Annotated in this window: 13 protein-coding genes; 9 read left to right on the top strand and 4 right to left on the bottom strand. The window is 43.0% G+C overall.

Features of this window, described 5'->3' with window-relative positions:
• Positions 1–34 precede the first annotated feature (34 nt).
• Complete coding sequence (locus V7L20_RS19080) at positions 35–2,182, bottom strand: NAD(P)/FAD-dependent oxidoreductase (protein WP_334745592.1); 2,148 nt, start codon at positions 2,180–2,182, stop codon at positions 35–37.
• Between the two features lie 160 nt (positions 2,183–2,342).
• Between V7L20_RS19080 and V7L20_RS19075 the strand changes: the two genes are divergently transcribed.
• Complete coding sequence (locus tag V7L20_RS19075) at positions 2,343–2,576, top strand: hypothetical protein (RefSeq protein WP_334745591.1); 234 nt, start codon at positions 2,343–2,345, stop codon at positions 2,574–2,576.
• Between the two features lie 385 nt (positions 2,577–2,961).
• Here the strand turns inward: V7L20_RS19075 and V7L20_RS19070 are convergent, their stop codons facing one another.
• The 3 genes from V7L20_RS19070 to V7L20_RS19060 all read right to left on the bottom strand — a co-directional run bounded on the left by V7L20_RS19070 (position 2,962) and on the right by V7L20_RS19060 (position 5,021).
• Positions 2,962–3,108, bottom strand: coding sequence for a hypothetical protein (locus V7L20_RS19070; protein WP_334745590.1), 147 nt, complete (start codon positions 3,106–3,108; stop codon positions 2,962–2,964).
• 36 nt (positions 3,109–3,144) lie between these two features.
• Positions 3,145–4,125: a porphobilinogen synthase gene (gene hemB, locus V7L20_RS19065; RefSeq protein ID WP_334745589.1), complete on the bottom strand. Its 981-nt coding sequence runs from the start codon at positions 4,123–4,125 to the stop codon at positions 3,145–3,147.
• Positions 4,126–4,661: 536 nt separating this feature from the next.
• On the bottom strand, positions 4,662–5,021 hold the full coding sequence (locus V7L20_RS19060; RefSeq protein WP_334745588.1) for a DUF4870 domain-containing protein: 360 nt from the start codon (positions 5,019–5,021) through the stop codon (positions 4,662–4,664).
• 123 nt (positions 5,022–5,144) lie between these two features.
• Here V7L20_RS19060 and V7L20_RS19055 point away from each other — a divergent pair, with 123 nt between their 5' ends.
• From V7L20_RS19055 to V7L20_RS19020, 8 genes are all read left to right on the top strand, one after another.
• Complete coding sequence (locus V7L20_RS19055; RefSeq protein WP_334745587.1) at positions 5,145–6,773, top strand: peptide chain release factor 3; 1,629 nt, start codon at positions 5,145–5,147, stop codon at positions 6,771–6,773.
• A 204-nt stretch (positions 6,774–6,977) separates the two neighbouring features.
• Positions 6,978–9,245 carry a M48 family metalloprotease gene (locus V7L20_RS19050; protein WP_334745586.1) on the top strand — a complete coding sequence of 756 codons (2,268 nt, stop codon included), beginning with the start codon at positions 6,978–6,980 and terminating at the stop codon, positions 9,243–9,245.
• 803 nt (positions 9,246–10,048) lie between these two features.
• Positions 10,049–10,555 (top strand): RNA recognition motif domain-containing protein, encoded by a 507-nt coding sequence (locus V7L20_RS19045; RefSeq protein ID WP_334745585.1) that lies wholly within the window; start codon positions 10,049–10,051, stop codon positions 10,553–10,555.
• Positions 10,556–11,001: 446 nt separating this feature from the next.
• Positions 11,002–11,442 (top strand): SufE family protein, encoded by a 441-nt coding sequence (locus tag V7L20_RS19040; protein ID WP_109011258.1) that lies wholly within the window; start codon positions 11,002–11,004, stop codon positions 11,440–11,442.
• Positions 11,443–11,560: 118 nt separating this feature from the next.
• A complete protein-coding gene (locus V7L20_RS19035) occupies positions 11,561–12,472 on the top strand; it encodes an alpha/beta fold hydrolase (RefSeq protein WP_334745584.1) in 912 nt (303 codons plus the stop codon).
• A gap of 321 nt (positions 12,473–12,793) precedes the next feature.
• Entirely contained in the window at positions 12,794–13,765 is a 972-nt protein-coding gene (locus tag V7L20_RS19030) for a CobW family GTP-binding protein (RefSeq protein ID WP_334745583.1), read from the top strand.
• A gap of 72 nt (positions 13,766–13,837) precedes the next feature.
• Positions 13,838–14,899 (top strand): WD40 repeat domain-containing protein, encoded by a 1,062-nt coding sequence (locus tag V7L20_RS19025; protein ID WP_334745582.1) that lies wholly within the window; start codon positions 13,838–13,840, stop codon positions 14,897–14,899.
• Between the two features lie 76 nt (positions 14,900–14,975).
• Entirely contained in the window at positions 14,976–15,248 is a 273-nt protein-coding gene (locus V7L20_RS19020; RefSeq protein WP_334745581.1) for a hypothetical protein, read from the top strand.
• Positions 15,249–15,264 lie beyond the last annotated feature (16 nt).

The raw sequence follows: 15,264 nt of genomic DNA, 5'->3' as shown, positions 1-15,264 counted from the left end.
TACTTCGACTTCGCTCAGTACAAGTACCCAATGCCTAATTCAGAATTCTTGCTTCTGACTTCGGAATTATGGCTTCTGGGTTGGCTTTTACTACTTGAGTGGGCGATCGCGGTTTGCCTGTGGCGATCGCATAATTAATTGCTAACAGCCATAGCCACAATCCCGGGTTCCGGGGTTCTAGCCAAAAACCTACCCGGTTCAAGAAGCACGGTAACCACGGACTCAGTAGACTACCAACCAGGGCATGACGACCGAAGTTGAAATAACTACCAAGCCATCTGAGCAAATCCCTTGGCCCAGCAAGTTCCCAAATCCATAAAAGTAAGGCAGGATTTTTTCTAGCTGCTTTGAGTGCTAGGCGGTTAAAGGTTAACCAATCACACCTATCTTTGATGAAGTTATCTGCTACTTCTTGGGGTTCGTCTGCTAACAGCCCAAAGAAGGTGTTGAGCATGGAGTTAATCCGTTGAGGTGGTAAAAATTTCCCAGTAGGCACCATCATGCCTTTGGAAAATAGCCAAGTCACGGAAACGTTGCTTTGGTAGGCGCGAATTTGGTTCAAGTGGCAAAAACTCAACAAGTTATGTTTGAGAGCAATATCCAACAGTGTTGTTAAACGCTCTAAGTTGCGAACTAGCGAACCAAAACCAGTGAAGACGAGGGGAGATTGGAGTGATGCAGCATCACCGATCGCAATCAATCGATCAAAGGCAACTGTGCGATCGCTACTTCCCGTACTAAAATGCCCCGGTATATACCCAAATGTCGGCTTTTTCCACACCAATTTGTCCATATCGCACCTGCGATACTCTGGCAAAATCGTGAAAAAGTCCTCGTACATCTCTAGCAAGGAACCGGGATTTTCAGCATTGACCTCATGGTAATGAAATAAATAAATCGTCAGTTCATCATCAGCTCCAGGAAACAATTCCCAAATTAACTGCCTTCCCCGCGAAATATCCCCATGACTATAAAGAACGTCCCCATATTGGGAATCCCATACCTCTGGCTCAAATCCGCTCTCAATTGCCGCTCCCACTGTTGGACATACACTATCAAAAGCACGACCACCATTTAATTGCCAAGCGATGGGGGACGCAGTTCCCATTGCATCTATTAGCAGTCGTCCACTTACTTGCTTCTCAACCTGACTGGGTAAGTGCTTGACTTTCAAAATAACTTGTGATATATCAATATCTGCACGGATAAACTCTGTTTCATCCCAGATTTCACCGCCTGCCGCTTGCAGTTTTTGCCCACACATTTGCAGCCATTTTTCAGAATCTAAACCTAAATTTAGGACTGTGGGTGTGTGGAGGACGGGCGATCGCAGTTTGGCTGGATTATTCGCATCAAAAAACTTATTGAATCCATCTTTGTATTCTCTAGCAATGATGGTTTCTAACTCAGTGGGGGTGACTAAACCCAGATTAACTAAGCTTTGAATCTCATCGCGGGAAATATTCCATTCTCGGTTCATCCGCCCAAAGGGCATTCGTTCCACCAACAAGACTTTATATCCGAGTTTTGCCATCAGTGCTGCATGAATCGCGCCTAGTGCGCCACCGATATAGATGATGTCGTACTGGGGATTAAGATTTTCTTTTTCCCAGTCCCCAGCGATGCACTGAGCTTGTCGAAGTGTCCCTAGTCCCCAGTCCCCTTTACCAGAAAACACCACCTGACGTGGCTGCTGCGGATTCCGTACTCCTTCGCGCCATCGCTGTTCCCACCAGTAGGCACGCGTTAGATCGTATTCACCGTTAGGCATTTTTTGAAAATACTTGACGGTGAGAGGGTAAGCAGAGCCTAATGCTGCAAATATTGATTGCTTAGATAAATCAATTGCTGGTGGTTCTGGGTAATGATGCCCAAAACGGCTTCTAATTTCTTTGGTTAGACGTTGCAGAATTTGCTCCTCCTTGGGAAAGGGCTGTTCTGCCCAACGAAACACTTTTAAATAAGTAGTTCGTTGCACCGACCAGACAAATACCGAAAGTTCCGCAGGCAAGTTTTCAGAAATTGCTCCGGTAGCAGTTGTAGTTGCAGTGGGAATTTTGAGGCGAAAGCCTTCCGAGGTAACCACTTTTTCTCCATTTCCAGGTTCAAAATCTGTTTGTAACCAGTTACGAACAATTCCTATATCCGAAGTTGGAATTTCTAAATAAAGAATTTCTCTCATCGTTTCCTGACATCTCCGATCAATCTACTCACTAAGACAGATTTTATGAAGGCACAAAATAAGGTACACTCCGCCCTATTACTTTTGTAAAGATTCAGTGAAGAAATTTTAAGAATTTGTCAAATTTATTGTTCATTTTGTATTTCTGTAAACCCACGCCATGAATTATCCCATTCCAGACAGTCCCCAGGAAATTGTTGCCCTACGACAACAGCCGATTGATGAAGAACTAGTTGCCAGTGCCATAGCTGGAGTTATTAAAATTGTCCGCGCTCAAGGTCAATCTTTGGAAGAATTAACCGCTCAGTTGTTAGCAGATGATCCACTGCTGGATCAGCAACAACGTCGCTGGTTGACCCAATTAGTTGCCCAATCCTGGGAAAAGTTCTCCTAAAACCTTGCATAAGATGAAGTTTTTGTCGCAGCATTAGATTTCTAGATCTGCACCTAAATATTGGCGATGCCTGCGCCGGGCTGCGCCTACGCATTTTAGGTACAGGAGTAACATGTCTGGAATTGGCAATTAGGTTGCTATTTTTGCATTTACGGCACAGAAGCCACTAACTTAACCACATCAGCACTGGGCGCTAGTACCGCAAGGCGGAAGTCAAAAGTAAAAATTCACCTATGCTTTAATTTTGGGCTTTCTGGCAGTAATGAAATGGTAGGTTTATTTTTCCCAATTTGCACTTTAATTTTATTAAAAATAGCTATTAAATTTAATTAAAAAAGCTATTAATTTTGAATTCAATTTGATGTTTAAGATGAATAAGAACCTGCTATGCGTGAGTATAAACGGATAGCAGGTCATGGGTAGCGCTTGTTAAGTATTTAGCGATCGCTTTTTTATGGTTTGAGTGTTCCAACAAATCTATTGGTACATCTCCTAGCAGATATTCAGGGTATCCACCCCGCCTCTCAACCAAACTTTTACCTGCTTGTCAGATTAGCGACGTTTGTCCCTACTTTAACCATCGCGCCGCATCTTTGGCATGGTAGGTCAAAATCAAATCTGCCCCAGCCCGTTTAAACCCAGTTAAAGTTTCCAAAACTACGCGCTCCTCATCAATCCAACCATTGAGAGTTGCAGCTTTCACCATCGAATACTCACCAGAAACATTGTAAGCCGCAACTGGTAAGTTAGTCGCTTCTTTCACCCGCCAAATAATGTCCATGTATGCCAAGGCTGGCTTAACCATGAGCATATCAGCACCTTCAGCGATATCCAGTTCAATCTCTTTAATCGCTTCCTTGGCGTTACCTGGGTCCATTTGATAAGTTCTTCTATCCCCAAATTGCGGTGTCGAATCTGCTGCATCCCGAAATGGCCCATAATAACCCGAAGCATACTTAGCAGCATAAGACAAAATCGGCGTATCTTGAAATCCGGCTTCATCCAAACCTACACGAATTGCCTGGACAAAGCCATCCATCATCCCAGAAGGCGCAATGATATCAGCACCAGCTTTTACTTGAGAAACTGCTGTTTTTTTCAACAATTCTAGAGTTGGGTCATTTAAAACTCGTCCTGTTAAATCACCAACTTGTAAATAACCACAATGACCGTGACTAGTGTACTCACATAAACAAGTATCAGCAATTACAATCAAATCTGGCACTGCTGCTTTTACCGCCGTCGCTGCTTTTTGAACGATACCGCAATCATGCCAAGCGCCAGTGGCATCCACATCTTTATCAGCTGGAATACCAAATAGAATAATAGAAGGAATTCCTAAGTCGTAAACTTCTTTTGCCTCTTCGACAATTTTATCTACCGAAAGTTGGTAAACTCCGGGCATCGATTTTACTTCGTTAGCGATTCCCTCACCCGGTACAGCAAATAGTGGGTAAATTAAATCGCTTGTTGTCAAAACAGTTTCACGAATCATCCGACGCAGTTGAGGATGAGTACGCAGACGACGGGGGCGATGTATAGGAAACATAAAATTTTATCAAGAAAAACAACGCAAATGGACACAAAACAAAGCGTCACAAAAGCAGGCTAAAATTTTCCTGCCGTCAGACAAACTACAAACAGTGCTTAACTGTCCTTTGCCCTACTCTTAATCAAGTTGTGGGGCAGTTTTGTATTTTACAGCTTGGTTGCATCTATCCGACGGGCTGGAAAAAAAACAACATAGTAACCAATTCAAAATTCAAAATCGTAAAACCCTCTGTTGGCAAAACTTGGCAGACAATTAAGCTGTCGCGCCGACAAGTTGCACTATTTTCATTGTCAAAAAAAGCTACAAACCCTCTCCCTTGCCCCCAGCAAGAACTGCCACCCCTGCGGTCTCGATGTGCTTGCTTAAATGCTTAACAGCTTACCAATGCCGCATGCCCAATACTTCTCTTCTTAGGCTGTGCCCTAAGCGTAGCTATGCCGCAGGCTTTACGACTACGCCCTTCGACTACCAAGAGGACAAGCTCAGGACAAACTCAGGACAAGCTCAGTACAAGTGCCCAATAATAAATTGTGTTAAAAAACTCTGAAAATATAGGGATAACGGAAAGGTATATCAGGATTGCCGAAAACTTTGATCAGCGCCCAAATTGTTAATCCCCAGTGTAATAGATATCCCAGACCAGCTAGTGGCCCCAGCAACAATAGAGGTAACACTAACCAGCCGAATAGAAAAAATAGCGCTCCCAGAATCGCACCATAAAACCAGACATTAAAGTGGAAATTGATAGATTCTTTGGCGTTTTCTCTAACAACAGGATCGTCAGATACAAACAGTATGGCAATAGGTATGCCTACAGATACCAATGTTGTACTGAAAAAAATCGCTCCATGAGACAAGGCAGATAGAAGCTTTCGCTTGTCTGTATCGTACATTACTTTCTCCTATTTAGTTAGATTGTTGGTTATACTACGACCCTATCATGAGCATCGTTGTCTTAAGATTAAAAGACTTGCCAGAGTCAAAAAAATTAAGTTAGCTGACAAACAAATACATTTATGTCTACTGAACTTCAGTCTGAACTTATTCAAGCAGTTGAACTTCGCCGCAACTTTGCGATTATATCTCACCCCGATGCTGGTAAAACTACACTAACTGAAAAGCTACTCTTGTATGGGGGTGCAATTCACGAAGCTGGGGCAGTCAAAGCGCGACGGGCACAGCGTAAGGCTACCTCTGACTGGATGGCGATGGAGCAACAACGGGGTATTTCTATTACCTCTACAGTGTTGCAATTTGAATACCAGAATTGTCAAATCAATTTGTTAGACACTCCCGGACACCAAGATTTCAGTGAAGATACTTATCGTACCCTTGCCGCCGCCGATAATGCCGTGATGTTAATTGATGCGGCAAAAGGTTTGGAACCTCAAACGCGCAAATTGTTTGAAGTGTGTAAGTTGCGGGGTATCCCAATTTTTACATTTATTAACAAGCTTGATCGCCCAGGTAGGGAACCTCTAGAACTGTTGGATGAAATTGAGCAAGAATTGGGATTGCAAACCTATGCAGTAAACTGGCCAATTGGTATGGGCGATCGCTTTAAAGGTGTTTTTGACCGACATAAGCAACAAATTCACCTGTTTGAACGCAGCGCCCACGGCAGCCGAGAAGTCCGTGATACGATTGTCGAATTAGGCGATCCAAGAATCGAAGAACAGCTAGAACAAAATCTGTACTACCAACTGAAAAATGATCTAGAACTCTTAGAAGGAGTTGGCCCAGAGCTAGATTTACAGTTGATACACGAAGGCAAAATGACGCCTGTGTTCTTTGGTAGCGCCATGACTAACTTCGGGGTCGAGTTATTCCTCAAGTATTTCCTCGACTATGCCCTCAAACCCGGTTCTCATGTCAGCAGTGTTGGTGAAGTTCCGCCTACATACCCAGAATTTTCGGGGTTTGTCTTCAAACTGCAAGCGAATATGGACCCGAAACATCGCGATCGCGTCGCATTTATCCGGGTTTGCACTGGTAAGTTTGAAAAAGATATGATGGTGAATCACGCCCGCATTGGTAAACTCATCCGTCTATCTCGCCCGCAAAAACTCTTTGCCCAAGAGCGAGAATCGATTGATGTCGCTTATCCTGGCGATGTGATCGGTTTGAACAATCCCGGTGTTTTTGCAATCGGGGATACAATTTACACGGGACAAAAGCTCGAATATGAGGGGATTCCGTATTTCTCGCCGGAACTGTTTGCATCTCTGAGGAATCCCAACCCCTCAAAGTCTAAACAATTCCAAAAAGGCGTTGCCCAATTGCGAGAAGAAGGTGCTGTGCAAATTATGTATTCAACTGATGAAGCCAAGCGCGATCCAATTTTGGCGGCGGTGGGTCAGTTGCAATTCGAGGTAGTACAGTTTCGGTTACAAAATGAGTATGGTGTAGAAACCATATTAGAGTTATTGCCCTACAGTGTCGCCCGTTGGGTTGAGGGTGGTTGGGAAGCATTAGAAAAAGTGGGACGAATATTCAATACCACTACAGTTAAAGACAGTATGGGACGGCCAGTGTTGCTATTCCGTAATGAATGGAATTGTCAACAGTTATTAGGCGACCATCCAGAGTTAAAATTAAGCGCGATTGCCCCAGTATTTTCTAGTCAACAACCAGTGGAGAAATAAAGAAGAATATAGAATTCAGAATCCAGAATTCAGAATTAGTCTTACAGAAGACCCAACTGAATTCTGACGACTGACGCCTTTATTCTTTCTTGCTCATTCACTTGACAAGCAAAACTTGGGCGCGGTTGAGTTCCACGGCATCCGAGGTTCGCGCTTTTGCACAAACGTGGATCACCTAGAAGAGATTGGAGTGCCAGAATTTGTATGCCTTCACATGCCAAATCGTCTTTGGAGGCTGGTTTAGTTGCCCTCAAGCAGGGAAATTACCAAACAGCGATCGCTCAACTAGAACCTATTGCTAGTATTCAAAGCAATGCTACTGCTAGCTTACAAGCCCAGGTTGGTTTAGTGATGGCTTATGCACGGATTGGAGAAGCCTCCAAAGCGATCGCTATTTCTCAGAATCTCATTGAGAGTAACAATCTGCAAGTTCAAGAGTGGGCAACACGCGCACTCGAACACCTGACAAAACGTCAAAAACGCGATCAAGAACCAAAAAATGTCGAAACTGGATTTGTTGCTTTTGATAATTCAACCCCAGATTCAACCCCAGTTACTCCCCCAGAAACTCCAACATCAGAGGAACAGCCAAAAGATCAAGTAATAGAAACCAAAACCGAGGATACACCGCCGATGGTGCCACTAGCTAAACTCAAAGCTACTGTAGCGACATCATTGCCAGCAGCATCTGTGCCCTTAAGCGGCTTCATGGGTTCTGTTACCCGCACCCAAGCTAAATTATTCGGCGTTATTTATTGGCGACAAGCACAACGCGCCAGAGCATGGCAACCCCTACGCAAACCAAAATTAATCCCTTTACGCTTGCTGACAGCTGGAACATTCATTGCCCTGTTTTGGGTGATGCGAGAAATGCTCAAGTTAGCAATGGGATTCATCAACCAGACTCTAGTCAAACTACCTTATCTGGAGCCATTGCAGCTTTTATACAGCGACCCTACTAAATTGTTGCTAATAGTATTGGTGATTTTGCTCGGAGTATCACCTTGGTTGCTGGATCTGCTACTGGTGAACTTGTATGGTCAGCGAGAATTTTCTAAAGATGTGTTGAATGCCCATAGCCGCGAAGCTGTTCGGGTGCTACAACGTTGTTGCCAACAGAGGCACTGGCCATTACCCAAACTGCGGATTTTACCAATGGCTGCACCAATTATCCTGACTTATGGTAGTTTACCACGTAACGCTAGGATTGTTGTAAGTCAGGGGTTATTAGAGCAACTAGCTGATGATGAAATCGCCATTATCTACGCCACGCAGCTAGGGCATATTGCTCACTGGGATTTTGCTGTGCTGTCTTTGTTACTGCTGGTGACACTACCAATTCATCAGCTATATCAGCAAGTATCGCAGTGGGGAGACAAAATATCAGGGAAAATTTGGCGTTCGCCGGTGACAATTCTGGCTAGTCTCGTTTATGGAGTTTGGTGTTTGCTGACTGGGACTGCATTATGGTTGTCGCGGTTGCGGCTTTATTATAGCGATCGCGTCGCCTCTGAAATTACTGGTAATCCCAATGCCCTGATTCGCGCTTTACTCAAAATCGCCATTGGCATTGCAGCTGATATCCAAAAAGAGGAAGAAACCAGTTGGCAACTAGAAAGCTTAAATCTGCTGACACCAGTTAGCCACCAACAGAGCCTTTCTTTGGGCACTATTGCCAGCAATTTATCTTTTGAATCCTTTTTGAAGTGGGATACTGCCAATCCCTATCGCCGATGGTTTACAATTAATAATAGTCATCCCTTAATGGGCGATCGCATCGAACGCCTCTGCCAAATAGCCCGTCACTGGCATCTAGACACCGAACTACATTTTGCAAGCGAACCATCAAAAGTTAAGCGTCAGTCTTTCTTATTACAAATCGCTCCCTGGTTGGGAATTCCTCTAGGGGTTCTGTTTGCAGCTTTCGTCTGGCTAACCTGGCAATTAGCATTCGCACTCAAGTTTTTAAATCTAAAGTGGATATATGAAGATTGGTCTTTCATTACAGGCTGCCTTCTGATTGGCTTTAGCATCGGTACATTGATGCGGATTAATTCTTTCTTCCCCGATATTAAACCTGCCAGTGTGCAAACTGACGATTACCTGCCCAACCTGTTAGCTGACCCTTCTGCCTTACCAATTGATAGTATCAGGGTGCGTCTTGTAGGTAAATTATTAGGTCGTCAAGGCACTAGCAACTCCCTAGCGCAAGATTTAATCCTTCAATCGAGCGCAGGTTTAGTGAAATTACACCATGTTTCTTGGCTAGGACAGCCAGTCAATCACCAGGATCTAATTGGTAGGCAAATTATCGTCACAGGTTGGTTCCGCCGAGGAGCAACACCTTGGATCGATATCCAAACCCTGGAAACCCAAAGTGGTAAAACCATTCATAGCCCTCATCCCATTTGGTCTACTTTTTTAGTAGTTGCAGCACAGGCTTGGGGCGCATACATTTTTCTCACTGGTTAGTTATTGGGCATTGGGCACTTGTACTGCCCTTCTCTTCTTAGGCTGCGCCCTAAGCGTAGCTATGCCGCAGGCTTTACGACTACGCTCAGGAACCGCGCGCGACTCGTGCCGAGCTTGTCCTCTTGGTAGCCGAAGGGCAAAGCCGAGGTAAGCCGAAGTATTGGTCATTGGTCATTTGTCATTAGCAAAAGACTAAGGACAAATCAGAATGTAAACAAAAGTTGCAGGTTTTCTTTCAAAGTGTTACATTTATTTACACAAACAATAGCAGGCGGCATAACTCAGCATTACAGCTTAGTTGTGAACTCTAATGCTTTTTCCCCCGCTCCATACCTTTTATTCTCCCAACACAGCAGGAGATTAACCAGCCAGTGGCTGGTTTTTGTTTCAAAATATGCTTCCTTGAATAAAAAAATGTGTTTTATGTTACGATACAGTAATAATAATGTTGGAAATGTATACGCTAAACTAGCTACGTAGAAAATACCGTGGTAATGTAAGGAATGGTATTTGATTCTGCGAAAAAAGGCATGGAAGAAAGCGTGTACTTTAGCAGGCAATAGGCTATTAAATTTACAATTCTTAGAATTAAGGTGTTATTAGCTCACCATACATAGTGTGGGCCTTTAGATTAAACAAGCTTGATCCCGACGAAAAACTGTATTGTTATATAGGTTGACAGTTTCGATCAAAAAAATTGGTTGATGGCAGTCTTGGTCAATAGCATCTATTTAATTAAAAGCCAAAGCCAAGTGATTGTTTTCTTGCCTTGCCATGTTCATTTAACTCTGGAGGTATAGTTCATGTCCATTCGCCTATATATAGGTAATTTGCCTAAAGAAGAAATAGATCGTCAGGATCTGCAAGCAGTTTTTGCAGCAGAAGGTGATGCTGTAACTACTAAATTAATCAAAGACCGTAAAACTGGCAAATGCCGTGGTTTCGGTTTTCTTACAGTCAACAACGACGAACAAGCTGACGAAATTATTGAAAAATATAATGGTCAGATGTTCAAAGACACTCCGATTAAGCTAGAGAAGGCATTACCTCGGACAAAAGGTGATGAGGGTGAGGAGCAAGCTCCAAAACCAGTTACTGCTGCTAGTAGTACCCCCACTCCTAGCCCTAATAGAGAAGGTAGCCGCCGTGAGAAAAGCTCTAAGAAGCCTCGTCGTGGCGGTGGTGGCGGCGGAGGTTCTCGTGAAAACAACACTACAACCACCGATTCAGACGCTATTCGTCCAGATCCTCGTTGGGCTTCGGAATTAGAAAAGCTCAAGCAGATGTTAGCTGCACAAACTACGAATTAATCCTTAAGGGGGAGAAATTAAAAATTAAAAATCAGAATTTTTTTGATTTTTAATTTTTAATTATTAATTATTACCTAGCTGCTTAGTTGAAGGCTAATTGCAGCTAATTTTATAAGTGCGTAGGCGCAGCCCACCGTAAGCATCGCATTGCCAAATCGTCGAGAATTGACGGTTAAAATTTAAACGCTCTAGGGGTATAGAGCTACGCGAAGAATTTGCTACCAAGTAATTATATTTTTTACTTAGAAAAAATTAAGTTTTTGTAATTAGACAGATTAAAAAATCTGATTGATGCGAATGCGATCGCACTAATTGTCTAGATTTAACATATTATAGCTAGCTGATATGCCTTGGTAAAGAAGAGGCGCGTAGGCGCAGCCTGCCGTAGGCATCCCTCTCCAGATAATTTACACTCAAGGTAAGACCGATCGTTTGCAGCTTCTGTTATGTCCTCAACTCTAGATTCTTTGCCACCTGCGCTCGCTAAAATTGTCCAGCGCTTTCAACGCGCTTCCGAACCGAAGCGACGCTACGAACAGCTAATCTGGTATGCTCAGAAGCTCAATGAGTTCCCAGAAGCTGATAAATTACCCGAAAATAAAGTTCCTGGTTGCGTATCTCAAGTTTATATCACAGCAGCCTTGGATGACGGTAAGGTTGTGTTTCAGGGCGATTCTGATTCCCAATTAACCAAAGGATTAGTAGGGCTTCTGGTTGAAGGATTACATGGATTAACACCAAGTGAGATTGTCCAACTTACCCCAGATTTTATTCAAGAAACAGGTTTAAATGTTAGCCTAACACCTTCCCGCGCTAATGGGTTTTACAACATTTTCAAAACCATGCAAAAAAAAGCGTTGGAATGTAAGTTAGATTTACCTAGCTAAACAGATAAGTCCAGGTAAATCTCAAAAATTAAGAGTGATAAGTTTTGAATTCCTAACTCCTGTACAGACGCGATTAATCGCGTCTCTACTCCTAACTCCTAATACTAAATTTAGTCTCATGTCAACAAATTTATTATCTACCTCTGCTACTACTGGCTTTGGTGGATTGGTTCAAGAATATCTGTGGAATTGGGAAAACCAGCAATTGCGCGTTGTTTATGAAACCCTTGGTAAAGGTTCACCGCTATTGCTGCTACCATCTTTCAGCAGTGTTTCGACGCGTTTGGAAGTAGGCGAACTTGCCAAGTTACTAGCTCCTAATTTTCAAGTTGTAGCGATAGATTGGCCTGGTTTTGGTGAATCTTCTCGCCCTAGCTTGAATTACCGACCAGAAATTTATCAGCAATTTCTGGAAGATTTTGTCAAAGCTATTTTTAATACTCCCATTACTGTGGTAGCGGCTGGTCATGCTGCTAGTTACGTTTTACAATTAGCTGTCAAACAGCAAGCTGCTTTCTCACGAATTGTGTTATTAGCTCCTACTTGGCGTGGGCCTTTGCCGACAATGGGGGCAAGTCAGCAAATAGCTGGCATGGTGAGAGAATTGGTGCGATCGCCTATACTTGGTCAAGCTCTCTACAAACTCAACACTACTCAATCTTTCTTAAGTTTTATGTACCGCCGTCATGTCTTTACTGATGCGGCTAAAATTACACCCAGTTTCATTGAAAAGAAGTGGCACACGACTCAACAACCAGGAGCGCGATTTGCATCTGCTGCCTTTGTAACAGGTAATCTTGATGCTGTACACAAACAATCTGATTTTCTGGAACTTGTGCAGTCTTTAACCGTACCGCTCATGGTAGTAATTGGAGAATCCAGCCCCCCCAAATCACGAGAAGAAATGAACGCTTTGGTAGCCTTACCAGGAGTGAAAAGCGTTGTCATTCGTGGTTCTCTGGGACTACATGAAGAATATCCAGCAGTTGTTTTAGAAGCAGTTCAAGATTTTTTGTTATATCAAAAATAATTAATCAGAGATGAACATTCCACATTCTACACCCTAATTATCACAAGTTATTATCTGCGGTAACAGGCATTGTAATAGTGATAAGATGTGGGCCCAGGGCTGAAGAGTGGTTTTTGAGTTGTCGTTTTGAGAGACAATAACTCTATTATGGCTAACCTATCTCTTTTTAATTAATAATTAGAAAAATGAAATATTTGTTGATTAAATTATGTGATTATTTTGCTAAAACCTAAAAGAACAGCAAGGTCGCACAAAAATATAAAAAGATTTATCATAGGCGATAATGATTATCCATAAGGTGAGACAAGAGGAATTTAGAGTATGGTGGCTGACGTAATCAATAATTCAGTTCCCGTTACTGTTCTGACAGGCTATTTGGGAGCAGGTAAAACGACTCTACTCAATCACATCCTTACCTACGAACATGGCAAAAAAGTTGCTGTGATTGTCAATGAATTTGGGGAAGTGGGTATTGATAATCAGTTGATTATCGATGCAGATGAAGAAATATTTGAAATGAACAATGGCTGTATCTGTTGTACAGTACGCGGCGATTTGATTCGCATCATTGGCAATTTGATGAAGCGGCGCGATAAATTTGACCATTTAGTAATTGAAACAACTGGATTAGCCGATCCTGCCCCAGTGATTCAGACATTTTTTGTTGATGAAGATTTGCAAAGCCAACTGTCTCTAGATGCAGTGGTGACAGTTGTAGATGCCAAGCATATCTCACAGCACTGGGATGCAGACGAAGCCCAAGAACAGATTGCCTTTGCCGATGTAATTTTACTTAATAAAACAGATTTGGTAGCGCCGGAAGAGTTAAATGAATTAGAAAAACGGATTCGGGCGATGAATGCGATCGCAAAAATCTACCGTACCCGCAATTCTGAACTAGGGATGGATGCTTTATTAGGTGTAAAAGCCTTTGATTTAGATCGAGCATTAGAAATTGATCCAGATTTCTTAGGCGAAGATGCCCACGTACACGATGAAACGGTCTTTTCTGTGGCTTTAGTAGAAGCAGGTGCAGTCGATGGAGAAAAATTAAACACTTGGCTTTCCGAGTTACTGCGTACCCAAGGCCCAGATATTTTTCGGATGAAAGGCATTTTAAATATTGCTGGAGAAGATAATCGATTTGTATTCCAAGGAGTACACATGATATTTGATGGCAAACCTGATCGCCCTTGGAAACCAAGTGAAACCCCCAAAAACGAACTGGTATTTATTGGTCGCAACCTTAATGCAGCCCAACTCAAGCAAGATTTTCTCGCCTGTCTAGCATAAAAAGTGAGTTAGGAGTTATGAGTTAAAAATTCCTAACTTCTAACTCCTAGCTCCTAACTTCTCTACATAACTATGAACTCCACAACCAAATCTAAGGAATTTGAACAACACTATTCGGGGACACTTTCAGATTATGTAACTGCGATCGCTTGGTCGCCACAAGGTAAAACTTTAGCAGCAACTTCCGCCGCCGGTGAAGTAGTTTTGTGGAATGATGGCGAACTCACAACCTTACAAACTGGTAACGGTAAATCGGTAGACTGTCTAGCTTTTTCGCCAGATGGTAAATTTTTAGCCGTTGGTGGACAAGATGGACAGGTGAAAATTTGGCGCGATACTGAATTAATCGCCACCTTGGAAAATGCCCCTGCATGGGTTGACAAGCTAGCTTGGAATTACACCAGTAACCAACTAGCTTTTAGTTTAGGGCGTTATGTCCAAGTCTGGGATGCAGATACTCATGAAATTGTTGTAACGCTGAATTTCGACAACTCTTCAGTATTGGGTATAGATTGGCGGATTGACGGACAATACTTAGCCATAAGTGGTTATAAAGGAGTCAAAATTTGGCATAGTCAAAGCTGGGATGAAGAACCATACAGCTTAGATATGACTACTGTCAGTTTAGCTATGGCTTGGTCGCCCGATGGCAAATTCCTCGCTTCTGGCAATATGGATCGTAGTGTCACCGTTTTGGAATGGAACAACCCCGATCCTTGGGTAATGCGTGGCTTCCCCGGTAAAATTCGCCAATTGGCATGGTCAGAAGCTATGACTAAAGTAGGTGGTGCGCCAATACTGGCATCTTCTAGCGTTGAAGGTATTGTAATATGGGAGAAGCTAGAGGATGATTCCTTAGGTTGGGAAGCACGAGTATTAACAAATCATGTGGGTGTAATCAATGCGATCGCCTTTGCACCCAAAAGCTTCCTTCTCGCTTCTGCTGCTGCTGACGGCTGGTTATGTTTGTGGAATAAAGCCAAGGAAGTATCCCAAATTATCACAGGTGTCTCAGCAGGATTTTCTAGCCTAGCTTGGCATCCCCAAGGCAAGTTACTGGCCGCAGGCGGCGAACAGGGCGAATTACTTGTATGGTCGAAGGTTTTGCGGGGTCAGGGATTCGGGCGTAGTTAAGCAATACTCACTAATTAAAGTTGAACCTCGACAATTTATTGGCTATGCTGTATCAGCAAAGGTATCTTTGTAAATTATGAACATTATCAAACTGATTCTACTTGCCTGTCCTGCATTTCTGGTATCCATGCTGCTGGTAGTCAATCCAGCAAACGCATCCAGCCTGAAATCTGGTTATGCTATCCAAATTATGACGGTAGTATCTACACAACAAATTCCTGATTTGGCAACACCAAACTTGATTCCAACATCTAATCCGATAATCGATCGAGTTGGTTGCAATTGTGCCAACTGTGTTCAGTCTAAATTTCAGTCGCTACAAGGCAAGCTGCCATCAGTCGATTTTTAATAAAGTTAGGAGCTAT

The organism is Nostoc sp., assembly GCF_036916735.1.
Taxonomy (GTDB): domain Bacteria; phylum Cyanobacteriota; class Cyanobacteriia; order Cyanobacteriales; family Nostocaceae; genus Nostoc.
This window is presented reverse-complemented; position numbering and strand designations above follow the sequence as displayed.